The sequence below is a fragment of the Armatimonadota bacterium genome (assembly GCA_013314775.1).
In the GTDB taxonomy this organism is placed as follows: domain Bacteria; phylum Armatimonadota; class Zipacnadia; order Zipacnadales; family JABUFB01; genus JABUFB01.
On the sequence record JABUFB010000001.1, the window covers coordinates 185,171 to 209,968 of the forward strand.

The following is a 24,798-nucleotide window of genomic DNA, read 5'->3' on the forward strand; positions in this document are numbered from 1 at the left end:
GGAGAACGCCCGGCACAATCGCAGAGGGCCGTTCCCGACATCGGGAGCGGCCCTCTTTCTTTGCGCGTTCGATTGGAGCTCGCAGACTATCCGCGCCGCGACCTCATCTTGAAGGACTCCCAACCCTCGAGGCCCCAGCGCCACCATTCCGGTGGGATCTGTAGATCCTTGAGGACCGAGAGCTGCTCGTCGCCGGCCGGGTCATCCATGCTTGCCGCTAGAACGATCCCCAGCAGGTACCGGATGTGGTCCGCGGATCGGCCGGCGGGTCGCTTCTTCACGTACTCACGCAGTTCCGCAAGCTGGTCCACGCTGCCCGGCAAAGTCAGGTCCTCGTTCTCACGAAGCGCGCGCTGGATGTCGATGTCCACGATGTTCGCGGCGCGCAGGGCCCGGATCTCGAGCTTGGCGGCCTTGGTCGCGGCGGCGAGGGCTGTGTCGGCGTAGCCTCCGGAGCCCACTGTTTCGCGGCGCCGCCACAGGGACATGACCTCGCGCCAGGATGTGTTCACCCCGCGCGCCCCGGTGCGGTCGCGCAGCTCCATTTCCACCAGGAACAGGCGGGACCAGGCCACGCGGGCCATCACGCCCTGTGCGCCACCTTCAATGGCCTGGATCATGCTGCGGCGCACCGTCTGCAGTTGCTCGACGGAGAGTTGCTTCGGATCCTGCTGGAAGTACGTGGGCACACCGCGACCAAACTCGCTGCTCGTCCCCAGGGGGTTGGTGCTCGCGAGAGCGACGCCGCCCGCAAGAGCGTCCTGGGTGATGGTGTTGGTGCTCAGGTACTGGGGCTCGTAGATGACCGGCAGCGAGCCTTCGCGGTGCAGGATGGACAGGGCTGCGAGCCAGACCTCGGGCGATGGGGAGCTCATCCAGGTACCAAGCGGAAGTTCCCCGTCCGGGTCCTCTTTCAGGTAGTTGACCAGGTTGGGCATGAGGTCGCCGCCGCTGTACTGCGGACCCTTCGCCTGCTGGCGGGCGATCTCATTGACGACTTCCTTGATCCGCTCAGCGTTGGGCTTCCAGCCGTCCGCCATGATCTTCTCCGCCCGGGCCAGCATGTACTCGGACATCGCGGGAGCCGGGAGCGCGGTGTAGACCACCGCGAGATCCAGCACGTACTGCACCTGCGGCCGGAAGTCCGGGTCGGATTCCTTGTCGATGAAGCGCTGGTATTCGTCATGCGCAGACCGTGCAAGCTGGTCGATGCTGTAGACCTTCTTCAGCTGCATGAGGAAGGGGTCGAAGTCCTCGGGCTGCTTGCCGCTGGTGTAGCGCAGGTCGGCCCAGCGCTTGGGCAGGTCCTCGCGGCCGACGTAGGGCACGTGCACCATCGCGTGGCCCACTCGGCGGCCCATCTGGTTGATGTGCCCGTAGTCGGTCAGCTGGGCGAAGACGTGGCCCTGCGGCGCAACTCCGCGAATGATCCCGTTCGGAATCGGCGGCCGTTCGTCACCCGCAGGCGCGGCGCCGCCCATGCCACCGGCCATCCCACTCGGCATCCCGGGCATGCCGCCGGGCATTCCACCGGGCATGCCGCCGGGCATTTCCATGCCTCCGCCCATGCCTGCTCCAGCCGCCGCACCGCCCGCAAGCGGCGCCGCCGGCAACCATCCGGCCGGATCTCCACCAGCGGAGGAGGCGGCTCCCATCCCCGCACCGCCCATGTCGCCGCCAGCCATTCCGGGCATGCCGGGACCCATCATCCCTCCGGGCATGCCGGGACCGATCATCCCTCCGGGCATGCCGGGACCGATCATCCCTCCGGGCATGCCGCCAGGCGGAGCGCCCGCGCCAGCCCGAGTCGCAGGGGCGCCGGCTTCGGGGTCGCTTCCTTTGCCGCCCTCAACCTGGGGCTCGGCGAAAACGTCGGCACCCATGACAAGAATGGCCGGGAGCTCTTTCAGGAACTGCTCAGGGACATCGTCAAGCCCCTGCTGCATCTCTTCCAGGCCGGGCTCCACGCGCACATACTTCACCCAGTAGCGGCCCTTCAGGTAGTCGGCGATGTGGGATTGCTCGAGAATGCGCTGCACGAAGGCCTTCTGTCGGCTTGGTGCATCCGGGTTCGGGCGCGCATTGGGGTCGCCCGGAGGCGCGTCGATGTCGAAAGACTCATCGCCCTCATAGAAGACCACGATCCCCGGGTACGCGGTGAGAAGCACCGGGATCTGGTTGGTGGCTTCTTCGGTCGCGAAATTCTGCAGGATCTCGGAGCGAATCTTGTGGATGCGCGGCTCGTACCGCTCCAGGCCGCTGCGCATGTTGGAGAACTGGGTCTCGCGGCGGCTCACCTCGTCGGGCTCGGCCCATGCGGAATTGGCCAGCCGATTCTCGGCGTCATCGATGCGGCTGCGCAACTCGTCGATGAACTTCTCGGCACGCGCCGCGAAGTAGTCGGCCTCGTAATGCTTGCGCAGGTCGCTGAAGGCCTGGGCCGCGTCCAGGAGCAGCTCGATGTCGTCGTGCTTCGGATCGGCCGCGATGGCGCGGACTGCGTCGTCCGCGAGTTTCGCGCGGTTCAGTTTCTCCACCATGATCTCCGGCTGAGCGGCGGAAGGCAGGGGGCTGAGCCGCCGGCCGCCCTGGAAGCTCCAGTACTGCATGAGTCGCGCAACCCGCGCGGGCATGCGGTAGTCGTAACCCGCGAAATTGATGGCTCCAGCAACCTGGGCTTGCGCACCCATGCCGCCTTCAGCGCCCATCATTCCGCCCGCTTCGCCGCCGGGCATCCCAGGGCCCATCATTCCGGGCATTCCACCCATCATTCCGCCGGGCATTCCCGCGCCCATCATGCCGCCCATTTCGCCGCCCTGAGCTGTCGCCGTGGGCTTCGCGCCCCGCGGAGTGAGGGCCGCGCCGGGCAGCCAGTCAGTGATCTTCTCCATGCCCTGCTGGGCACCCGCAGCCGCGCCACCCCCGGCGCCCATCATGCCGCCGGGTGCGCCGGGCATTCCGCCGGGCATCATTCCGGGCATGCCGCCCATTCCGGCTTCAGCGCCCATGCCCATTCCCATGCCCATACTGCCGGCAGCCTGGCCCGAGACCGTGCCTGCCAGGGCGATGGGGAACTGCTGCTGCTGTTCGTCAACGAAGGGGTCCCGGCCGCAGAGCACGAAGGACGGGAAGCTCTTGATCTCCGCATCCAGTTCGGGGCTGGTGACCGCCGCGAAGGGCTCAATGTCGGCAGCCCGTTCCGAGTCCGCAACCTGGATAAGTTTGACCCAGTACCGGTTGCTGCTCACGGCTTCGGAAACCGACTGGGCGTCCAGGAGTTGCTCGAGCTGCATGCGCTGGCGCATGTCCTGGTAGAAGCCCACGAGACCGGGGAACTCGGTGCAGAGCACGGGCACGAGATCCGACGCGCTCTCGTAGCGGAAGGACGGGATCAGGCGCTCTCGCTCGGTCCGGACCGCCTGCCCGGAACTGCCCTGAAGCTCGACGACGCGCGCCAGAAGGTAATCGGCCATATACTGGTTCTGCTGGACCATCCGGGCGCGGCGCGGGTCCACGTTGAGGCCGAGGCTGGGCAGGAGGGTCCGTCCCTTCTCCAGCGCATCCACATAGGATCGCGCCAGCGCCAGGTTGAGGCCCGCATTGTCCCGGTCGCGCTTGAGAGCCGCCGCCCGTGGCACGATACCCGCTGCCGGGTCACCCACTGCGGCCACCGCGAAGCTCATGACCGCATCGGGCGCGGTCTCCTGCGGCCCGACGAAGGACCAGTGGATCATGAGGCGCGCCAGGCGCGAGGGCATCCGGAAGTCGTAACCGGCAATCGCCATTCCGCCGCTGGGAGCCGCGGCTGCGGTCATGCCCATGCCGCCTTCAGCACCCATGCCGCCCGTCATTCCGGGCATGCCGCCCATGTCCATGCCTCCGGCCATGCCCATGCCGACGCCGGTTTGGGTTGTTGCCGGGGCTGCTCCGGCGGGAGTCAGAGACAGACCGGGCAGCCAGTCCGTGGGCTCTTTCATACCGGCCGCTCCGGCGGCTGCTCCACCCATCGCGCCTCCAGGGCCCATCATTCCGGGCATCCCGGCACCCATGCCCATACCGCCGGGCATGCCGCCACCCATCATTCCTCCGGGCATACCGCCCATCTCAGCACCCATGCCCATGCCGGCAGCCGCGCCGCTGACCTGGCTTGCCAGAGCGATGACGTCCTCCTGGAACAGGTCCTGGCCGCACAGGACGATTGCCGGAGCATCCGCAGCGGCGCTTCCGACCTCTTCCTGGAGCTTCTTCAGCAGTTCCTTGTCGGTGATGACGTCCTCGTTGTTCAGGTCCATCATCTTGACCCAGAAACCGGCCGCGGCCATCGGATCTTTGACTGACTGGACGTTGAGCTGCTGTTCCACCCGCAGCCGCTGCCCCATGTTGTTGTAGTAGACAAACATGCCCGGGAAATGCGCGGCCAGAAGCGGCACGAGGTCGGTGGGGCTCTCGTACCGGAAGGACTGGGCGAGGCTCCTCTGCTGCTCGCGGATCTGCGGCACCAGCGCGCCGCCGCCGGGAAGGGTCTCGGCGCGGGCAAGTAGGTAGTCGGCCAGGTACTGATTCTGCTGCAAAGCCCGGGCCAGTGTGGGGTCGGCGCTAAGGTTCAGCCCGGACAGCAATGCTCTGCCGCGCTCCAGGGCGCGGACGAAAGCCTTTGCCGTCTCGAGGGTAAGGTTCGCGTTTTCCTTGTCGGCCTTGAGGCGCTTGGCCATGGCGTTTGTGCCGTTGGCGCTGTCGCCGACGCTCTCCACAACGGAGAGCAGGACCGCTTCGGACGGGAGTTCACGAGTGCCGAGGAAGGCCCAGTGGATCATGAGATGACCAAGGCGTTCGGGCATGCGGTAGTCGTAGTCTGACCAGTAGATGTCCCCCATAGTCAGTCCGCCGCCGGCCATACCGCCCATGCCGCCCATCTCGCCACCCATGCCCATGCCGGGCATTCCGCCACCCATTCCGGGCATTCCGCCGGCCATTCCCATGTCTCCAGCCATACCCATGCCCGGTCCCATCGCACCGCCGGCGGCCCCCGCACCGCCGGAGCCGCCGCTGGGCAGCCAATCCGTCGTCTTCCCGGCCGCCGCGGGTGCTGCTCCCCCGGCAGCTCCACCCATCATGCCCATACCGCCGGGCATACCGGCGCCCATCATTCCGCCAAGCATGCCGCCCATCTCGGCGCCCATTCCCATACCCATGCCCGCGCCCATACCACCGGTTGCCCCTGCAGCCAGGACGATCGCGTCCTCAACAAACATGTCCTGCCCGACGAAGACTAGCGCCGGAGTCTGCCCCTCGGCCACGCCGGCCTCATCCTTGATCTTGTCAAGCGGGTTATCGGGCCCAACCACGTCTTCGTCGGTGACATCGGCCATCTTGAACCAGTACCCGAGAGCCTCCATGCGTGCGCGCACCCGGGGCTGATCCAGGAGTTCGCTGATCTTGGAGCGTTCAGCGCTATTGGCGAAGTAACCCACGGCTCCCGGAAGGTGCTCGGCGAGCAGCGGGACGTGGGAGGTCACCGGGAATTGGTACCTGAAGGAGGGCGCGAGGCGGACCTGCTGCGCGCGCACTTCATTGGCCGGGTATCCGAGGCTCTCGGCGCGGGCCAGGAGATAGTCGGCGAGAAGCTGATTCTGCTGGGCGATACGGGCTCTCTCGGGGTCCTGATCCAGCCCGAGTCCGTCAAGCAGTCCGCGGCCCCTGACCAAGGCCTCGGTGTACGCCTTCCCAAGCTCGAAAGTGGTCTGGGCGTTTTCCTTATTGAGCTTGAGACGCAGGGCCCAACGGTTCACACCATTCTCGCGGTCACCGATGGAGTCGAGAACCTGCTTGAGAACGTTCGCGGGGGGCAACTCCTTGCGCCCCACGAAGGACCAATAGACCATGAAGTTGTGGTCCATCTGGGACCACATGCTGGCGGCGGCAGCGCCACCCATTCCGCCCATGCCGCCCATACCACCCATGCCCATATCCATACCCATTCCGCCGGGCATACCACCCATGCCCATATCCATGCCGCCGGGCATCCCGCCCATCATTCCACCACCGGCTGCCCCGCCGGCCTGGGCGCCACCACCGGGCGTCCATTGGCTGAAGAGGTCCTTGCCGAAGATGACGATTGCCGGGCAGGCTTTCTGTGCCGCGAGGGATGTCTCAACATCGGTGGTCTGCTGGGCGCCCATGCCGCCGCCCATGTCCATCCCGCCGGGCATTCCGGCGCCCATGCCCATCCCCATGCCGGGCATGCCGCCACCCATCATCCCGCCGCCCATTTCGCCGCCCATCATGCCGCCGGGGGCCGCTCCCCCCGCTGCTTTGGCGGCGCGGAGGTCCTCATCGAGGATCTCGCGGATGAAACTCGGCGGGGCTGTGTCCACCGTCACGTCGGCGAACTTGATCCAGAAGCGCCCCTCGATGTCATCCTTGACGCTGTTGATCAACGCGCGCAATTGGGCTTCCTGCTGGGGAGTGGCATAAAGACAGGCAATGCCCGGGTAGGATGAACGTCCCACGGACCAGCACAGAGGCACCAGCGGGGACACCCACTTCGGGGTAGCGCTGACGCCCATGCCCCCCATGCCGGGCATCCCGCCCATACCCATGCCCATGTCCATTCCGGGCATACCCATGCCGCCGGGCATGCCCATCCCAGGCATACCCATACCGCCGGGCATTCCAGGCATCATTTGGGCCTGGGTGGAAGCGGCCACGAGGACCATCAGTACGAGGCCTGCCAACCGAGCGCTGTGACGTACCATCTGTCTGCTCTCCCAGTGCGCGAATAGCTGCTATCGCTTCGCTGTCGGGCACGGTCAAACGGCCCGACCGTACCCCCACGGGTGCATCGGGCGCGACTGCGACAACTTGAACTGACTGGCGGGATAGCCGCTGATCTTGCGGCCTCCCCTCAGTACGAAACGCTGCGTTACTGACTGCCTTGATGGGACAGCAAGAATGTTGCCCCTGCGGCTATCCGGCTCCTCCACCCTCCGCCGCACCGGCACCGGGGCGCCTGGGCGTGCGCCGCTGTCGCCCACCTGATGCCGGGGGCGTCTGACCTGCGGCGCCCGGTGCTACTCCCGGCATTCCGGGGATCTCGCCAGGCGGTCCCGCCTGCACGCCGCCCGGCATTCCGGGCATCCCGGGCATTCCACCGGGCATCGCGCCCGGCATTCCGGGCATCCCCGGCACCTCACCGGGCATTCCGCCGGGCATCATTCCCGGCATCCCCATCCCGGGCATTCCACCGGGCATTCCACCGGGCATTCCTGGCATTCCCATGCCTGCCTCAGGGCCCATCATCCCCGGCATTCCCATTCCCGGCATTCCCATCCCCGGCATTCCCATCCCCGGCATGCCCATTCCCGGCATGCCCATTCCTGCCTCGGGGCCCATCATCCCCGGCATTCCCATTCCTGGCATTCCCATCCCCGGCATCCCCATGCCCTGCATCTGGGCCTGCTGGACCTGTTCGCCGACGATGTTCTTGTGAGCGACCACGGCCTTCCCGGGAGCGGCCTCGATCTTGCCGGGCTCGCCGAGGGTCAAAGGCGTTTCATCATTAGTGTTGCCCATTGTCGGAAAGATGCGCGGCTTGCCACTGGGTGCGACGCGGGAAGACGTGACTGGTTTCTTCCACTCGAGACCGACCTCTTCCAGCAGGCCTTCCCCGATGTAGGCTCGCACGGGCACCGCGCCTTCCTTGAGCACATAGTGGACCTGGGGGTTTACATCAGGACCTGCAAGGTCCTTCTGGGGGATCTCGTAGTAGACCACGCCGACGACGCTCTTGCCCGCCGCGAGTTCGCTGGCCCGCACGAACAGAGAGCGCTTGCCGGCCCATGCGGTGATGGGGGACGCGGCGAGGCCCTTCTTGTCGTTGGTGGAGAGCATGAGGCGCACTGTTTCGGCATTGACGGGGATCGCGGCATCCTCGCGATTCGTCAATTTGACCACGTAGGCCCGGGCCTCCACAGTTTCCTCACGGCTCAGCTTCAGGACTTGGTCCAGGAGATTGCCGCCCGCCGGCGATGCGGACAGCCCGAGGTCGATCATCCGATCCTGCAGGCCAGGGTGGTTGATGTCCAACGGGTCGTTGGCGTCCGCCGGGAAGAACTGGACCCCGACCTTCGGGGGTTCAGGCTTGTTCTCTTCCTTCTTTTCCGCGTCCTGGCCGGCTGCAATGCCGAGGCAGAAGGCGGTCAACAGAACAAGAAGCACGGACCTCATAGCAGGGCCTCCCGAAGCAGCCGCTCAGGGGCTGGGTTCGCCAATGAATCATGTTGAAAGAATAGCAGTAATCGCATCAACTGTCCAGCAGCGGCGGAGCTCGGCACCCATGTTTCCCTTCCCAGATACAGTCAGTATGCTCCCCGGCCGCCGAGCACCGCAGGGACCGTTTTCAGCAGAATGGTCAGATCGAGCCAGATCGACCAGTTTCGGATGTAGTAGAAGTCGACTTCGATATTATCCCGCAAGGGCACGTCCTTGCGGCCGAGTATTTGCCACAATCCAGTCAGGCCGGGCTTCACATCGAGCCGGCGGCGCTGCCAGGGCTCGTATTCCGCGACGATCTGGGGCATTTCGGGCCTGGGGCCGACCAGGCTCATCTCCCCGCGCAGAACGTTGAACAACTGCGGCAGTTCATCGATGCTGAACCGCCGCAGCCAGCGTCCCACCGGGCCGACACGGGGGTCATCTGCGCTGTCAGGCGCCTCCGCGTACGGGTCGGCGTCGCATTTCATAGTGCGCAGCTTGTATATCGTGAACGGTCGCCCCCGGTAGCCCACGCGCTGCTGGCGGAAAATCACGCTGCCGCCTGTCTCCCAGTGCACAGCGACAGCCGCCAGCAGCATGACGGGTGAAAGCACAACCAGCAGGATGGCCCCCGCGAACACATCCATTCCGCGCTTGATGGCGCACTGCCAGGCCGGGAAGCTTGGCTGCGGCAGCTCGATCACCGGCAGGTCCGCCAGGCCGGAGATCTCGGTATGCCGGGTGAGCACATGCAGGGGGCCTGCCACCAGGTGGAAGACCACCCGCAGGCCCTCGCAGCTCTGCACCGCGCTCATCAGCAGGCCCGGATCGATATCCGGCCGCGCAACCAACACCTCATCGACATCGTTCTCGCGCACGATCCGGGCAAGATCGTCAATGCAGCCCAGGACTGGATAGCCCTCCACCTCCGGCGGTGGATCGGCCACAGCGACGAACCCCACCAGTTCGTATCCCAGGAGATGGTATTCCCGGATACGTCTTGCCACCAGGGCGCCAAGGTCGCCGCAACCCAACACGATGGCGCGTGCGCGCGTCTCTTCGCGCGAGCCCACGGCTTCGGCGTAAGCCCGCAGGAGCGCGCGTGACACCAGGTTCAGCGTCAGGCCCACTGTCCAGAAGATCAGCAGCGTAGCCCGCGAGTAGTCCTTGTGGCTCAGGAATGAGGCCGCCGCCACCAGCAGAACGGCGGTGCTGACGGCCCGGAACACCGCGGTCACCTCGCTGAAAGGCGAGACGAACCGGCGCACCTCGTACAGTCCGAAGCTGTTGAAGGCAATGAACCACAGGCCGGCGATCACAGGCAATGCCGAAACATACATCCACACGTCGTGCCGGATCGGCGCCAGCACGGACGTGGGGACGATAGACCTGATCTCGTAGGCCAGTATCACCGAAAGGCAGCACACGAGCACGTCGCTACCCAGGAGCAGCAGGCGAAAGCGATGATCAAAGGCCATTCGCGGCGACGGCTGGAAGTCCAACATGCATCACGCAACCCGGTTGCGCGGCCGCTTGTCGGAAGACATTGCGCTGCCGGATCAGATCTCCGAGAGCAGCTTGTCGCACGCCTTCTTGACACGGGTCGCGGAAATCTCCGCGGGCAACTGCTTCAGTTCGGCATTGAATATCTCAACACCCAGAAAGTCTCGGTAGCCGATCTTTTTCAGGGCGCCCAGGAAACCGTGCAGGTCGATGATCCCCTCGCCAGGCGTGAGGCGCTCCATGTCTTGCTGCTCTTCCAGAGGTCGGTCGGGCGCGTCATTGAGGTGCACGTGCACCACTTTCTCCACAGGCACAGCCGCCAGTTCGGCTGCGGTCTGGCCGGCGTTGAACCAGTGATAGCTGTCCACCAGCAGGCCCAGATTGGGTTCGCCGATCTCATCTTCGATCTCGAGCAGTTCGGTCATGCGCCACACAACCGCATTCTTCCCGGCGCGGGTGTGGTACGGCGCAACCCATTCCAGCCCGAAGCTGTGGCCATGCTCGGCGATGACCTTCGCGATCTCGCCCCAGCGCCGCATCCATGTCTTGCGGGTCTCGTCGGCATCACCGTCGACGGCAGGCGGGATCCACGTGCAGGTGCGGGTGCAGTTGATCTCGGCGGCGAATGCGGCCTGATCGGGAAGCGCGGTGAGGTGGCGCTGAAAAGTGTCTTCGTCCTGGCGCCATTCCACCCCCATCGGCCAGACGCTGAGTTCCACATTGTACTCGTCGCACAGGCCGAGGAACTCCTCCGCGCCCATCTCGCGGGCCAGTTCGAACCCGGTATCGATGCCCTCATAGCCGAGTTTGGCCGCAAGGCCCAGCATGTCCTCGAAGGACAATGATCCGCCGAGAATGACAGGATGCAGCGACAGCTTCATGGTGGTTTCTCCCTTAGAGAGCGTGTGCCGCGTCGGAGTCAGCCCCGAAACTCCGCGGCCTTCTTGCCCAGTTCGTATGCCGCCTGCAATGCGGACGGTTTGTCGCGCACAGCGCCTTTGGCGAAAACGGACACCGCAACCTCGCCGAGATACGTCCCTTTGAAGTGCCTCACCCACACCTTGACCGGCTCCGTCACCCACCGGAACTCGTTGGGGTCCGGCGACGCGAAAGGCACGATCACTGCCCAGATCTTGCCGCTCATACCCTTATTGAACCAGTCCTTCGTGTAATGGCACGAGAACCGATCTACGAAGCATTTCATCTGGGATGTGACGCCCTGCCAGAAGACAGGGCTGCCGAGGACCAGGACGTCGGCGTCCATGACCCGGTTCAGAACGAGGCGGTGGTCGTCTCCTGCATGGATGTCCACGCGTTCCGAATGCAGGTCGGCCAGCTCCCCGGGCGGGTTTATGTTGTAATCATAAAGGTATAGCTTCTCACACTGCGCGCCAACTTCTTCGGCACCGCGCAGAAACTCGTCGATAAGAATGTCCGTGTTGCCGCCCTTGCGCGGGCTGCCATTGAGCGCGATGACTCGCATTTCCGACCTCCAGTCAGCGGCTCTTCCGAGACATCAGTCCAAGGCCGCAATGACTTCGATCTCCACCTGCGCGCCCAGCGGCAATGCGCCTGCCTGGAAGGTACTGCGCGCCGGCGGATCGTGGGGGAAGTACGTGGCGTAGACCGCGTTCATCTCCGCGAAATCTCCCAGATTCGCCATGAAAACCGTGGTCTTCACAACGTCTCCGAGGCTTGCGCCACAGTCCTCGAGCAAGAGCTTGATGTTCTCAAGCACGCGCGTGACCTGCTCGCGGATGCCTCCTTCGACCATCTTGCCCGTGGCCGGGTCAAGGGGCACGATCCCGGAGCAAAAGAGCAAGTTTCCGGAGCGTACGGCCTGGGAATACGGGCCAACGGCCGCGGGAATGCGCGGCGATGACATGACCTGGCGACCAGACACTTGCGGCACCTCCGTGTTCAGCGACGCACACACAGGGGTCCGACCGTCTCGCGTCGGACCCAGGTGCTTGTAACGAGATCAACAGCAGCCCCGCGGACTACTCGCCTACTTTCGCCCCGCACTCGGAACAGAACTTCGCGCCGGCAGCCAAAGGCTTGCCGCAGTTGGCGCAGAACTTCGCGCCTGCGGGTGACACGGGTGCGGCGCCCTGCGGCGGCGGGGTCTGCTCTTGGTTGCCGGACATTGCTCCACGCAGGGCCTCGGCCATTGCCGCGCCCATGCCCACTCCCGCACCCATCCCCATGCCTGCCGCGGCCATGCTGTCGCCGCCTGCCTTGGGCAGGTCGCCGATGGCCTGGGCGGTGCGGAACTGGGTGAAGCGGTTCATATCGCCTACCGCTTCCATACGGGCGCGCTCGTTGATCATCTCCATGACTTCGTCGGGCGGAGTGATTGCGCCGATGACGAAGTCGATGAGTTCCAGGCCGTAGCGCTCGAAGTCCTCGCCGACCCGGGCCTTCACCGCAACGCCGATCTCATCGTAAAGCTTGGGCAGATCCAGGACGGTGTCCATGACCTCCCCAAGGGTGTCGGTGAAACGGGATGCGATGAAATTGCGCAGCCACGCCTGGCAGGCGTCTGAGTCGTAGACATGCTCGGTGCCCACGATGGTGTTGACAAACAACTGGGGCTCGCGGACTCGCATCGTGTATGAGCCGAAGGAGCGCAGGCTCACGGTGTGCAGTTCACTGTCACGGAAGATAATGGGCGCCGGCGTGCCCCATTTCATGTCGGCGAAAGTCTTCATGTTGACGAAGTAGACTTCGGCCTGGAAAGGGGTCTGCCCGCCGAAGGGCAGGTTGATCAGGGCGCCCAGGAGCGGGATATTGTTGGTCTCCAGCGTGTGGCGGCCGGGTTGGAAGACATCCAGCGCCTTGCCGTCGCGGAAGAACACGGCCACCTGGCTCTCGCGGACCGTGAGCTGGGCTCCCCACTTGATAGTGCCGGGACCCGATTCAGGCCAGCGATGCACGATCTCGTCGCCGGTAAAGTCTCGCCATTCGATCACGTCGAGTAGCGCCATTGTTGCCCTCCGTTGTCAGCGCGGGATGCCGCGCCGGTCAAGAATCCTGGCGGGGTACCGCCGAAGCCGCAACCCGCTCGCGGGTGTCCACCATCTCCTGCAGTCTTGCGATGGCCTGTTCGGTCTTGTCCGCCGCCGCCCCCATCTCGTCGCGGGGAGCCCTGGACAAGGCCTCAACCGAGAGCGCACACTGCTCGATCTGGTCGCGCAGAGACGCATCATGCTGGTAGATCCGGTCCAGGTCATCTTCGTCGATCTTTACCGCGTCAAAGAACCCCGTATAGCCGTAGTCCGCGAAGCGGATGTTGTCGCGTACCTTGCCCATGTGGCGTGCGAGACGGTCCAGATCGTTGAGGCCCTCAAGACGCCCTTCCCGGGCGTCGCGTCGCATGACGGCGTTGATGGCGCCCCGGACCACATCCATCTCCGCCACGAGCTGCTCCCGCAGGAGCTTGTCCGCCGTGCGCCTGATTTCCCGCTCCCGATACCCGTCGAAGCCGGGTATATCCTGCATTAGCCGCTGGAGTGCGTTCTCATCACGCCTGATCCGCCCCTCCAGATCTGACATCTGAACCACTCCCGTTTGGCGAAATCGGTAACCCATAGGGTTGTTCTGGGGGTACATTCGCGACCCGGGGATGAATTCCTGCACGCTCCGCTACCGAAGTCAAGCGCTAGTCCTTGGGTCCAGCGAGAGCCTCCAGGGCAAGCGCGATCGCGTCGCGCCTCTGCCGGATGACAGTCGCATCGGATGCGAATGATGTGAGGCTCCGCGATATTTCCGGGCCAACCTCGAGGAGCGCCTCGTAGCGGTCCTTCGAGAGCTGAGGGACCCGTGCCTCGCCCAGTTTCGCCTGCAAGAGCGCGAGGTAGTCGTAATCCTCGATCCCGTCTCTGATGACCGCGAGCCGAATGGATGGCACGGGCTCTTTCTCCGCGCCGGGGTACAGGAGATGCCCGTCTCCATTCACTTTGAATACCTTGTGGCTGGCGGTAACCCACGAGTCCGGGTTCGCGGCCGCATCGCTGCCGCCTTGGGGGATGTTGCCCTCCCACCAGGTCGTCTGCCAGTAGAGCAGGCCAGTGACTCCGCGCTGCCAGGTCTGCCAGAAAAGCACCCGGTGGTCCAGGGCTGGCTGGTCAATGAAGAAGTTGGCGTAGGGTGGCCCGGGGCCGCAACAGACATACCACCAGATTTCCTCACCCGCCTTTTGCCGGCTGCTGTAGAACTCGGGGTTCCAGCGCGAGGTGATGGGGCACCAGATGTCCACATTGCCCACGAGTTCAGACGGTTCGTCGTCATAGCAGACGGTCTGCAGAATACGCAGGTCCGGCCTGATCTCTCGGATCAACCGGTGCCCCGCGCGCACACCCTCGTAGCTCGCCTCGCGGGGCTCGTCCCACGCGCAGACGTACGCGAGGCCCAGGAGGCCCTCGGCATGCAGGGCCTCGGTCATCGCCGCGAGGTCCGCCCGGAATTGCTGCTTGAATGCATCGTCGTAGTCATTGGCCGTGCCGGGAATGGCGGGCATGATCGCGAGCATCATGCTGGTCAGACCATTGGCGGCGCAGTGCTTCGCATTGTCCAGCCAGGGCTGAAGCTGGTACTTGCCCTCCGCACCAGGTTGCGGACGGTATTCGGTGCCCAGGTACGGCGAGACCCGGTGGCGCAGGAGTTCGTCGCACCAGCGCCGATAGACCGCGCCGTCCACCAAGGGCTGCGGATCACGCCGGCCCAGGTAGTAGCGGGAGATCCAGGAAGCGGACATGCCGAAGGAGGTCGCCAGCGCCGGGCGCTGCGGCAAGGTGAAATCCCGCACCTGCAGCTCCAGGTTCAGCGCAATTGCGTGGGTCTTCTCGGCTTTGAGGGTCAATCTGCCCCTGTACAGCCCGGCAACGGCGTCTCGCGGCACGGTCACTGTGATCCAGAGTGGCTGCACAGTCCCCTGCGCCACGTCTGCCGGCGCGAAGGGCAAGAGCGGATCGGGCCACCACTGCTGATCGGGCGTGCGCGCGTAGGCGGGCTTCTCGGCCTTCACGTAGCCCACTGCGCGCACGTCGAATGCCGCCCCGGGCACGCGCGCGCCCTTTGGGCCTACCAGGTTGGCCGGCAGGTGCACCGTACAACCGGTGATGTCCGCCGTCAGAGGCCACAGGACGATCTGGAAGGATTCCGCCTCACCCCGTGCTGCAGAGAGCTTCACCGTGTCCGTGACGCGGCCCCGAAACAGCGCTGGATCCCGGAAGACCTTTTCTGTGCTGTCCGCAATGGCCACAGACCACGTGGGTTTCCCAGCGAACTTCCGCCCCAGACTGTACAGTTCCAGAGGCAAGGCCTTCGCACGGGCTTGAAGCAGATTCGAATGGGCTTCGGTCAGAGCGCGGCCCATCTCTCGCCAGCCGGGATCGTCCGCCTCGGCGAGAGTGGAGGCCCTGCGCGATAGTTCCTCGATGGCTGCGCCGCTGTCCTGCAGGACGCGCGCCATCTCCTCGGCATCACCGTATTCACGAGGCACCTTGGCGGTGGGCAGGTGCTTTGCCCAGTCGCGGTAGCTATCGATAATGGCGTCCAGCCTGGCACGCACTTCGGCGCCTCGGTGCCGGGCGAGCAACAGTTCCGGCAGTCTGACGCTGGCCGCGACCGTGGCCAATTCGGGCTTTCCCGCGGTGTAGGCAAGCTCGATTGTGGGCTGCCCGGGAACCTCGGCGAACACGTTGATGCGCCAGTTGTGGCCCGTCTCAAGCCCCGGGCTCACGGCAGCAAGAGGAATCGCGAACTCCGCGGTCCACAGTCCTCCGCGCACCTGTCCGGCAGCGGACCAGGCGCTTGGGGCGATCGGGGCGTCCCGGGTGCGCGCCGACCGCTCCCCGGTGGCAGCCAGCTGGAAGAGCAGGATTCGCTGCCCCAGGCCCTCGGGGTCCAGGGCCACGCAGAGCCGGGAATCGGGGGGCAGATCGGCGGGGACAGGCGCTGACAGCAGGAAGTAGAGCGAGTTGGCGTCGTGGGCAATGCGGAGGCTCGCGTCTTCCACGGGCGCCTGGGTCTCCCCGTTCACCAGGGGGTGGGCAGGGGAGGACCGCCAGAGGGCTTCGTCGCCTAGACCGTCGATACTGGGAGCTGGATCCGCCGAGACGGCCGCGAAATCGACGGGAACCGGCTCCACCACGAGGTCGTCAAACCATACAGTGCCGGTGCTCTCGTGCAGATACAGGTAGATCTCCACCCGGCTCTTGTCCCGGGTGTTGAAGGGCACGGTGATCTTCTGCCAATCACAATTGCCGCTCTGGTCGAGCACCGGGCCGGCGGCATGGTGAGACAGCCCACCCTCATACCCACAATAAAGGCGTGGGCCAAAACCCCGCGCCGTGATACTCTGGCAACGCACCCAGACGGAAGCCACGAGACGCTGTCCCGGCCAGGCGTTGTCCACGCCCTGGTATACATACGAGTAGCTGGTGGAGCTTTCGTGGCGAATGCGCAGCGAGGCCTGGCCGGAGTGGGCGACGGTGCGGTCGACGGAGACGGAACCGGTCTCGTCGGCGCGACGGTTCCAGTTGTCCGGCAGGTTGTCGGCGTCGACGTCACTCTCAAAGTCAGTGTTGGCAAAGGGAATATCCGCCTGGGCGAACCCGGCGGTGGCGCAGATACACACGAGAGCCAAGAGCGAACCCATGGGAAACCACCTGTGGGCAGGGGATCCCGTCGAAGCCGGGCCCCCGGGATGCCGGGGCTACTTCTTCTTCTTGCGGCTCTTGCGGAAAGGGTCCTGCTCCTTCTGGGCTTGCACCTTGCGGCGCCTGGCCTTGTCAAACTTCTCCAGGATGCGCTGGGCGACCCAACCGCCTCCGCCGAGCCCCAGGGCGAGTAGAGGAACGGCCACTACCAGAGACAGCGTTGGGCTGTCGGCGATGTCGGGTTTGAGTTCGAAGATCTTGATGAGCGCGAGGGCTGCCAGCGCAAGCCCGACTACAACGCCCAGCATCATCCACAACATGTTCTTGAGTTCCTTCATGCCGGACCGAGAGACCTCCTGTTGCCGCGCGATGCGGTATGGCGTACATCCTTTGGCTGCGAGTTTATCACAGAACGCAGCGCTTGTGCAGGATGTATGGCCGCGAGTACACAGTCCGTGGCTCGGGTTGGAGCCCGGGTCCAGGGGACTTCGGCCAATCGTCCTGATGGACGCGGAGGCCCTGCCGTTTCGCAGGCGCGGGCTTGTACCGCGGTGGCCGATGGCGTTGCCGCTTGGATGGGCCGTGCAAGAAACGAACAGCGAGTGAACACCCGCCCTACGCGACCCAAGTGGATTACGGGAGGCTGAAGACAAGTGGGCACAACGAACCGGATCAAGGTAACGAAGCGCGGACAGGAACTCCTCCACGACCCTGCGCTGAACAAGGGCACGGCGTTCACCGAACGGGAGCGCGTTGAACTGGGCCTGGAGGGTCTGCTGCCTCACCATGTCGCCACTCTGGACGAGCAGGTGCAGAGGGTGCTCACCAATTATCGCGCGAAACCCTCCCCCCTTGAGCGCTACATCTACCTGCGCGCCCTGCAGGACCGCAACGAGACCCTCTTCTACGCCGCGCTGATCAGGCACCTGAACGAGATGATGCCCGTGGTTTACACGCCCACGGTGGCGGAAGCGGTCGAGGAGTTCTCTCATATCTTCCGGTCTGCCCGAGGCTTGTATGTGACTCCCGAAGACCTGGGGCGCATGGAGCAGGTGATCCGCAACGCGCCGCACGATGATGTGGCGATGATTGTCTGCACGGATAACGAGGGCATCCTGGGCATTGGCGACCAGGGAACCGGTGGAATGGCGATTCCCATCGGGAAACTCGCCCTGTACGTGGCGGCGGCGGGATTCAGGCCATCCCAGTGCCTGCCTGTGTGCCTGGATGTGGGCACTGAGAACCAGGAGCTGCTCGACGACCCACTGTACCTGGGTGTGAAGGAACACCGCCTGCGGGGAGACGCGTACCACGAGTTCATCGGCGCATTCGTCGAGGGCGTGCGCGCGTGCATGCCGGGAGCCGTGCTGCAGTGGGAGGATTTCAGCCGCGCCAACGCCTTCGACAACCTCGCGATGTACCGCGACCGCCTGCCCTCCTTCAATGATGACATTCAGGGTACGGCGCAGGTGACAGTCGCAGCGCTCATGGGAGCTGCGAAGCTGGCGGAACGAAACTTCGAGGACGAAGTCATCTGCATTATCGGCGCCGGCGGAGCGGGGGTGGGCGTGGCGCAGGGGATCATGGCCGCTCTCCAGGCCGAGGGAGTGCCCGAAGACCAGGCCAGACAGCGGGTCTTCGTGGTAGACAGCCGCGGGCTGCTGGTGGATGACCGCGCGGATCTTGCGGACTACAAGCGCCCGGTTGCTGTCTCGGCCAACCTGGTACGGGACTGGCCCGGGCGATCCGTGTACGACGTCATCGAGAACGCCCGCCCCACGGCTTTGGTGGGCCTTTCGGGTCAGCCGGGGGCCATCGACCAGAAGGCGGCGGAGATGATGACGCGGGTCACCAGACGGCCCGCGATCTTTCCCATGAGTAACCCAACCAGCAAGGCGGAAGCGCGTCCGGCAGATCTCATCGCCTGGACCGACGGACAGGCGATCGTGGCGACAGGCAGCCCCTTCGATCCGGTGGAGTACAAAAGTCGCACGTACCACTTCAGCCAGGCGAATAACGTGTACATTTTCCCCGGCGTGGGGCTCGGCGCGTACGCTTCGGGCGCCCGCATGATCAGCGACGCCATGCTCGCCGCTGCTTCCGGAAGAGTTCATGCACTGGTGGAGACTGAAGACTACGAGAAAGGGCTGGTGCTGCCGCCCATCACCGACCTGCGCATGATCGCCGCCGAGATTGCGGCGGCTGTCGTGGCCCAGGCGGTGCGCGAGGGCCACGCGCGGCCGGGAGCTTCGTCGCTGGATGCGTCGAAGCTTTCGGAGGGCATGTACGTGCCGGAGTACGCAGAGTACGAACCGGCGTAAGGCGCATGTGCGCCAAACCTTGCCGCGTTCGCATTCCCGCGGGTACAATAGGAAACAAGGGTGTTGTCGCCGGAAATCGCGTCGCCCCGGAGTGATGCACATGATGAGAAGGTCGGCGGTTGGCGCCATCCTGGTCCCATGGGCCTGCCTTTGCATTGCCCTGGCGCTGATTTCGGGTTGTGACGACAAGGTCGAGAAGCAGATCGGAAGCCTCACGGCTTCCTCTGTGGAGAAACAGTACGCGGTAGTGGGCGATCCGCTGCTGTCCGACTGGCTCGAGACCGCAGGGCAGACCATGGTGGGCCATTCCATGCGCCAGTCGATCCCTTACAGGTTCAAGGTGATCGACACCGACATGGTCAATGCCTTCGCTGCGCCGTACGGGTACATCTACGTGACCACGGGCCTGCTGGATTTCGCGGATACCGAAGACGAAATCTGGGGCGTGGTGGGGCACGAAATCGGCCACGTGGTCCATCGGCACGGCATAAGCCAGGCGAAGAAGAGCTTCCTGTATAACATCGGGCTGGCGATCCTGGGAAACTCCAACCAGACCCTGGCCGACATCGCCGGGATGGGCCTGGGGCTGCTTTCCCTGCGCTACAGTCGTGAGAATGAATATGAAGCCGACGATATGGGCCGCAAGCTCTCTTTCAGCGCGGGTTATGACCCGGCAGGGAACACAGCGTTTTTCGCCAAACTCATGGACAAGTACGAGAAGCGCCGGCCCTCGAGCATCGAGGTCATGTTCCGCACCCACCCGCCCACTGAACGCCGGATCGCCCGGCAGAATGCTATGCCGGAGTTGTCCGGAAGCAACGCGGAATCCCTGCTCCTGATCGGTCGCGGGTACGCCCGGCGCCACCAGGTGCGCAGGGCCGAGGGCCTCCTCGCCAGGGCCGCCGAGCTGAGCCCGAATGACCCCACGAGCCTCCTGGCACTGGCCGAAGTCCAGTATGCCCGGGGCAAGTACGATCAGGCCGCACAGACTTACGCCGCCGCCGGCAGCCTGCGACCAACCCAGTTCGCACAACACGGGCTGCAGCTTGCTCAGGCAGGTGGCCCTCCCGCGCTGGCGATGGCTTCCGCATCGGCGCAGGCTCAGGCCGCCGCACTGGTGCCCGTGGCGACCGGCTCATCAAGCCAGGCCGGGATTGTGGTCACCCGCACCGCACAGCGCGACGACACCATCGCCACCAGTCTCGCGCCAACAGTCACCGGCACCCACTCCATCATCGACAGCCTGTTCGGGTTGGCCGAGACCTCCCCCGACCTGCCCGATCTCGCTCAGAAGGCGGTCACGTACGCCAATGCCGCGGTGAATCAGGCCATCGAGCCGGTGTACTCCCTGGAACGCCAACGGGAGAAGTTGCGGCAGAGTGCCCAGGATGCCCGTGACTGTTCCGCTCAGCTCGTGGCTAAGCTCAACCTAGCGAAAGCGGGACGGATTCCGGCGGAGGATATCCCGGTGCTGGAGCGCACGCTGAACGAGAACAACCGGTTGCTCGCGGACATATCTACGGCGCTGGACCAGTTGGAAGCCGCGAGACCGGCGGTGATTGAAGCGGAGAAATCGGCCCGTGAGACTACAGGGTTGATTGAGCGCGTGATGCGGGGCGACACCAGTACCGCCCTTACGCAGGCGGTGGAGACGTCTGCGCAGGTGTCTCAGAGCAAAGCCCTCACGGCGTTGGCTGCCACCAGCAAGGCAAAGCACACATCGGAACAAGCGGCACTCCGAGCGCTGGTGGCGCGGATCAACACCGCGGCAGTGGGTGCCCCGGCGAATGTGCGCGAGAACCTGGACGGGCTCGTCGCGCACCTGATGCTGGGTGAGCCCCGTGCGGTGCGGCAGATGCGGGTTCAGGGCCTGGGATACGGTGACGTGGCCTTGCTGGTCGCGGCATCCCGCAAGCTGTCCAGGGAACCTGTTTCCCTTGCCTCCTCCGCGGTTCGAGCGAATAGCATCGTGGACCACGTCAACAACATCGGCGCGCGCTCCGACGGCGCACTGTACCTGATGAAGTACATGGCAAACGTGCTGGAATATGAGACCGAAGAGTAGCTGATGCTGTCGAGCGAGAGGCTCGACCCACGCGGCTGGGGATGACACGGGCAGGAGGCATCCCTTCGCGCAGGCCGACCATTCCGGTCGGCAGGTTGGCAGGCCAACCACCCGCGTGCCGCTGCTTGCTGCCAAAGGCGGGTGCCACCGCTTCCGGCGAAGCCGAAGCAATGCTCTTGCAACAAAGCACACCGCGCGGGGCGTGTTGTAGCACCCAATGGTGCGGCACCCACGACCATGAAAGACGGATTCGGAGAAGAGAATGGCACGCGACGTCTACTATGACTTCCACATGCACACCATCCTGAGCGACGGCGTCTTGAGCGCGGTGGAGCTGATCCGTCGGTGCTCGGTCAAAGGCTGCGCGGGAATGGTCATTGCCGACCACAGCGGTCCGGGCACACTGGACCGGTTTATCCGGGAGAACGGCGCGGACTGTGCCGTGGCCCGGGAGTTCTGGGATATCGAGGCCTTCGCCGGCGTTGAACTGACCCACGTTCCTGCCGCATCCATTGCGACCCTCGCCAGGCGCGCCAAGGAACTCGGGGCCGCGCTGGTTGTGGTGCACGGGGAATCGCCGGTAGAGCCCGTAGAGCCGGGGACCAACCTCGCGGCGGCACGCTGCCCGGACGTGGATATTCTCGCCCATCCCGGCCTGCTCACGGCTGAAGAGGCGCAGGCGGCCCGGGATAATGGCGTCTTTATCGAGATCAGCGCCCGCAAAGGGCACGACATGGCAAACGGTCACGTGGTGCGCGTTGCTCTGGAGAGCGGGGCGCGGCTTGTGGTGGACAGCGACGGGCATACCCCCGACAACATCCTCACCCCCGCGTGGGCCGAGCACGTGGCCCGCTGCGCCGGCGTGCCTGAAGGCCTGATGGAAGCGGTGCTCGTGGAGGGCCCGCTGGAGCTCCTGGAACGCGCGCGGACGAACTCTCGGGGTGACTCATGGTGAGCACCCGCTGCGCTTCGGCCTGCGCATTGATCCTCCTCGCGGCAGGTCTCGCGATTTTGGGCGGTTGCGCCCGTGGCGAGGAGAACGCCGCAGGGAATATCCCCAACGCGGTGCTTGATGTCTCCGTGCGGTTCGCAGGGCCCGTCGATGACAGCGCGTACTACTTCATCGCCCTCGATGTGGACGGGGACTTCGGCGACGACTACCCGGTCCCCATCGCAAACGGCCCCTTCTGGGGCAATGGCTGGGGCACGGGGTCGATCACCCACTTTCTCGAATACCACCTGGGGCGCTACGAGCTGTACCGGGCCAACCTGGCCCCGGTTCTGCGCGAGACCGCGGGGAGCATCACCGCTGTTTCCGGCACCCCCGTCGGCGGCGATGCAGGCCGGTACGAAGTGACCATCGGCGCGCTGACCATCGGCTCCGTGAGCGTGAGCGGGACCGGCATGGTGACCTCCGCCACCAATGCAAGTGGGCAGAATGCGGGGACTATCGCCCTGTCCACCAACGCCGCCGGAGAGACAGTGGCCGGCAGCGTGTCTTTCACGCCTGCCACGAACGGTGGGAAAGCGCCCACCGCTGCCCAGCAGTCCCAGATTGACGCGCTCAACGCCGGAGGCGTCGCGCTGCAGCCCGGATCGTTGTCGGCTTTCGGGCTCACGCTGACCCTTGGTGCAGCAGCGGCGGGAACACAATCGCTGGTGATCGCCCCCACAGTTGCCGCGGTCTCGGCACAGTTCGTCCCTGCCTCTGCCGGAGTGGCCTTCACGCGCGCCGCGACGATCACCGCCAACTCCAGCATTCCCACCGCAAACCCACCTATACCCGGAGCGATCATCAGCACAGGCGAGCTCACCACCGGGCATCTTGCGAGGATCGACGTGGAGATCTCTCAGCAACCCGTCCTGATCGGGCCGCCTTTCTCGTACACGGTCCCCAGTGGCGGGAACACCCTTCGGGCCCAGATCGATTTGGCGGACCTGGGGACGAACCTGACGGACATCAGCCTGAACGTCATTTCCACCACCGAACTGATCTTTGATCCGAATGTGACCGACCCAGACCTGCACTGCTTCGACGGTTTCGGGCGCCTGGGCAATGACGCGATCACCTTCAATGCCCGCGAGTACCGCGTCTACAGCAATGCGACGGCGTTCATGCCCGAAGGCGCCGATGACACCACGCTGCGCAGTCCGGCCACGCCCGACCAGCGACGCGCGGTGGATATAACAGACTGGCAGGTGGAGGTGAAGCGCTTGCGCTGATTCCCCGCGCAGGCCATGCATCCATGCCGAGTCAGGGACCCAATCCGGCGTTGTCCGGGGGAACGCTGGTGATCCGCCACGCCCTGCTCCCCGATCTGCCCGACATCGTCCGCATCGAAAACGCGAGTTTCACCTCGCCCTGGCCCGAATGGAGCCTGCGCGAGGAGATGATGCGGGACGACTCTGTGTTCCTCGTGGCGCAGATTGATGGGGAAACCGTGGGGTACGCAGGAATGTGGCTGTACGTGGATGAGGCCCACGTGGGGACCATCGCCGTGGATGCCCGGTCGCGTCGCAGAGGCATCGGCATGGCGCTGATGCTGGCTCTCCTGGACATCGCGCGGCGCGAGAAAGCAGCTCTTGTTCTGCTGGAGTACCGCGTGAGCAACCTCGCGGCCGCTAATCTCTATGGGCAATTGGGTTTTCGTCATAACAGGATCCGCTGGGGCTATTACCAGGATACCGGCGAGGATGCGGTCGAGGCGATCCTGGAGGACCTGCAGGGCTGCGAATGTGCGGCGCGACTGGCTGGACTGCGCGAGAAATGGGAGCAACGCTACGGTGCCTGCATTGTTGAGTGCGACTGACCTGATTCTCGGGATCGAGACCTCCTGCGACGAGACAGCCGCCGCGGTGCTTCGTGGTGGGCGCGAAATCCTGTCCAGCGTGGTGGCCTCCCAGGATGAACTTCACGCGCAGTTCGGCGGAGTGGTCCCGGAAGTGGCCTCGCGCCGGCACTCGGAGATCATCACCGCAGTGGTGGCCGAGGCTTTGGAGCGCGCCGGAGTCACCTGGGGCGACCTCGTGGGGATAGCCGTCACCAACTGCCCGGGCCTCATTGGCTCGCTGCTGGTCGGGGTGTCCGCCGCGAAAGGCTACTGTCTCGCCACCGGCTTGCCGCTGGTGGGCGTCAACCACATCGAGGCTCACCTGTTTGCCAACTTCGTCCACGAGCCCGAGGCGCCGTCCGTGGGAGATTTGAGCCTGATGCCCACCATCTGCCTGGTGGCTTCGGGAGGACACAGCGACATTGTCTTCGTCCAGGAGCCGGGCCGGTACACGATCCTCGGGCGCACCCGGGATGATGCGGCCGGAGAAGCTCTGGACAAGGCAGCGCGGGTGCTGAATCTCGGCTACCCTGGCGGGCCGGCCATCGACCGGGCAGCGAAACAGGGGGATCCCAACGCAGTCCCGTTCCCGCGCCCGAACATCCCCGGCAGCCTGGACTTCAGTTTCAGCGGCCTGAAAACCGCGATGGTGCGAGAAGTCGGCGCGCTCAACGGGCCCGCGGCAGACCTCCACGAGAAGCGCGTGGCCGATCTCGCGGCGAGCTTTCAGGAGGCCGTGGCGGATACCCTGGTGCGCAATGTGACAATGGCGGCGCTGCAGACGGGTGCGCGGCAGGTCTTGCTGGCAGGCGGCGTGGCTGCGAACTCTCGTTTGCGCGAAAAGATCGCGGCATGGTCGGGCGAGTCCGGCATCCCTGTGGCCTATCCGCCCCTGCGGCTCTGCACCGACAATGCTGTCATGGTGGCCGCCGCCGGCTTCTTCCAGGCGTCCCGCAACGGCTGGGATGGGCTCGACATCGACGTATACTCCTCCATGCCGCTGGACCAGCCATCGACGGCCTCCTGATGCGTTTCCAGCCCAGAGTGTTCACAAATTTCAGGTCGACTACAGGTTCTCCCAGCGCGAAGCGTGCTAACATGGTGGGGTGTGGGAAATGTGGAAAACCAGGTGGGAAACCCATTCCTGCGGCATCGAAACGGTG

The 24,798-nt window shown here is 65.0% G+C and carries 16 protein-coding genes; 6 read left to right on the forward strand and 10 right to left on the reverse strand.

Features of this window, described 5'->3' with window-relative positions; genetic code table 11:
* Positions 1 to 86 precede the first annotated feature (86 nt).
* From HPY44_00725 to HPY44_00770, 10 genes are all read right to left on the reverse strand, one after another.
* Positions 87 to 6,755 carry a hypothetical protein gene (locus HPY44_00725; GenBank protein NSW54508.1) on the reverse strand — a complete coding sequence of 2,223 codons (6,669 nt, stop codon included), beginning with the start codon at positions 6,753 to 6,755 and terminating at the stop codon, positions 87 to 89.
* Positions 6,756 to 6,966: 211 nt separating this feature from the next.
* The gene (locus HPY44_00730) at positions 6,967 to 8,226 is read right to left on the reverse strand and encodes a hypothetical protein (protein NSW54509.1); all 1,260 of its coding nucleotides are present in this window, start codon (positions 8,224 to 8,226) and stop codon (positions 6,967 to 6,969) included.
* Between the two features lie 131 nt (positions 8,227 to 8,357).
* Positions 8,358 to 9,758 carry a sugar transferase gene (locus tag HPY44_00735; GenBank protein NSW54510.1) on the reverse strand — a complete coding sequence of 467 codons (1,401 nt, stop codon included), beginning with the start codon at positions 9,756 to 9,758 and terminating at the stop codon, positions 8,358 to 8,360.
* Between the two features lie 54 nt (positions 9,759 to 9,812).
* The gene (locus HPY44_00740; protein ID NSW54511.1) at positions 9,813 to 10,637 is read right to left on the reverse strand and encodes a sugar phosphate isomerase/epimerase; all 825 of its coding nucleotides are present in this window, start codon (positions 10,635 to 10,637) and stop codon (positions 9,813 to 9,815) included.
* A gap of 38 nt (positions 10,638 to 10,675) precedes the next feature.
* On the reverse strand, positions 10,676 to 11,239 hold the full coding sequence (locus HPY44_00745; protein ID NSW54512.1) for a flavodoxin family protein: 564 nt from the start codon (positions 11,237 to 11,239) through the stop codon (positions 10,676 to 10,678).
* A gap of 33 nt (positions 11,240 to 11,272) precedes the next feature.
* Positions 11,273 to 11,641, reverse strand: coding sequence for a reactive intermediate/imine deaminase (locus HPY44_00750; GenBank protein ID NSW54513.1), 369 nt, complete (start codon positions 11,639 to 11,641; stop codon positions 11,273 to 11,275).
* A 115-nt stretch (positions 11,642 to 11,756) separates the two neighbouring features.
* Positions 11,757 to 12,743: an SPFH domain-containing protein gene (locus HPY44_00755; GenBank protein ID NSW54514.1), complete on the reverse strand. Its 987-nt coding sequence runs from the start codon at positions 12,741 to 12,743 to the stop codon at positions 11,757 to 11,759.
* Between the two features lie 37 nt (positions 12,744 to 12,780).
* Complete coding sequence (locus tag HPY44_00760; protein NSW54515.1) at positions 12,781 to 13,311, reverse strand: hypothetical protein; 531 nt, start codon at positions 13,309 to 13,311, stop codon at positions 12,781 to 12,783.
* Between the two features lie 106 nt (positions 13,312 to 13,417).
* Positions 13,418 to 16,417: a DUF4091 domain-containing protein gene (locus HPY44_00765; GenBank protein NSW54516.1), complete on the reverse strand. Its 3,000-nt coding sequence runs from the start codon at positions 16,415 to 16,417 to the stop codon at positions 13,418 to 13,420.
* A gap of 57 nt (positions 16,418 to 16,474) precedes the next feature.
* Positions 16,475 to 16,756 carry a hypothetical protein gene (locus HPY44_00770; GenBank protein ID NSW54517.1) on the reverse strand — a complete coding sequence of 94 codons (282 nt, stop codon included), beginning with the start codon at positions 16,754 to 16,756 and terminating at the stop codon, positions 16,475 to 16,477.
* Between the two features lie 315 nt (positions 16,757 to 17,071).
* Here HPY44_00770 and HPY44_00775 point away from each other — a divergent pair, with 315 nt between their 5' ends.
* From HPY44_00775 to tsaD, 6 genes are all read left to right on the forward strand, one after another.
* Entirely contained in the window at positions 17,072 to 18,739 is a 1,668-nt protein-coding gene (locus tag HPY44_00775; GenBank protein ID NSW54518.1) for an NAD-dependent malic enzyme, read from the forward strand.
* A 100-nt stretch (positions 18,740 to 18,839) separates the two neighbouring features.
* On the forward strand, positions 18,840 to 20,804 hold the full coding sequence (locus HPY44_00780; protein ID NSW54519.1) for a M48 family metalloprotease: 1,965 nt from the start codon (positions 18,840 to 18,842) through the stop codon (positions 20,802 to 20,804).
* A gap of 262 nt (positions 20,805 to 21,066) precedes the next feature.
* Entirely contained in the window at positions 21,067 to 21,759 is a 693-nt protein-coding gene (locus tag HPY44_00785) for a histidinol phosphate phosphatase domain-containing protein (protein ID NSW54520.1), read from the forward strand.
* A complete protein-coding gene (locus HPY44_00790; GenBank protein ID NSW54521.1) occupies positions 21,756 to 23,027 on the forward strand; it encodes a hypothetical protein in 1,272 nt (423 codons plus the stop codon). Before HPY44_00785 ends, HPY44_00790 begins: the two co-directional genes overlap by 4 nt.
* A gap of 23 nt (positions 23,028 to 23,050) precedes the next feature.
* Positions 23,051 to 23,614: a ribosomal protein S18-alanine N-acetyltransferase gene (gene rimI / locus HPY44_00795; protein ID NSW54522.1), complete on the forward strand. Its 564-nt coding sequence runs from the start codon at positions 23,051 to 23,053 to the stop codon at positions 23,612 to 23,614.
* Positions 23,499 to 24,662 carry a tRNA (adenosine(37)-N6)-threonylcarbamoyltransferase complex transferase subunit TsaD gene (gene tsaD, locus HPY44_00800; protein ID NSW54523.1) on the forward strand — a complete coding sequence of 388 codons (1,164 nt, stop codon included), beginning with the start codon at positions 23,499 to 23,501 and terminating at the stop codon, positions 24,660 to 24,662. Before rimI ends, tsaD begins: the two co-directional genes overlap by 116 nt.
* Positions 24,663 to 24,798: the final 136 nt, after the last annotated feature.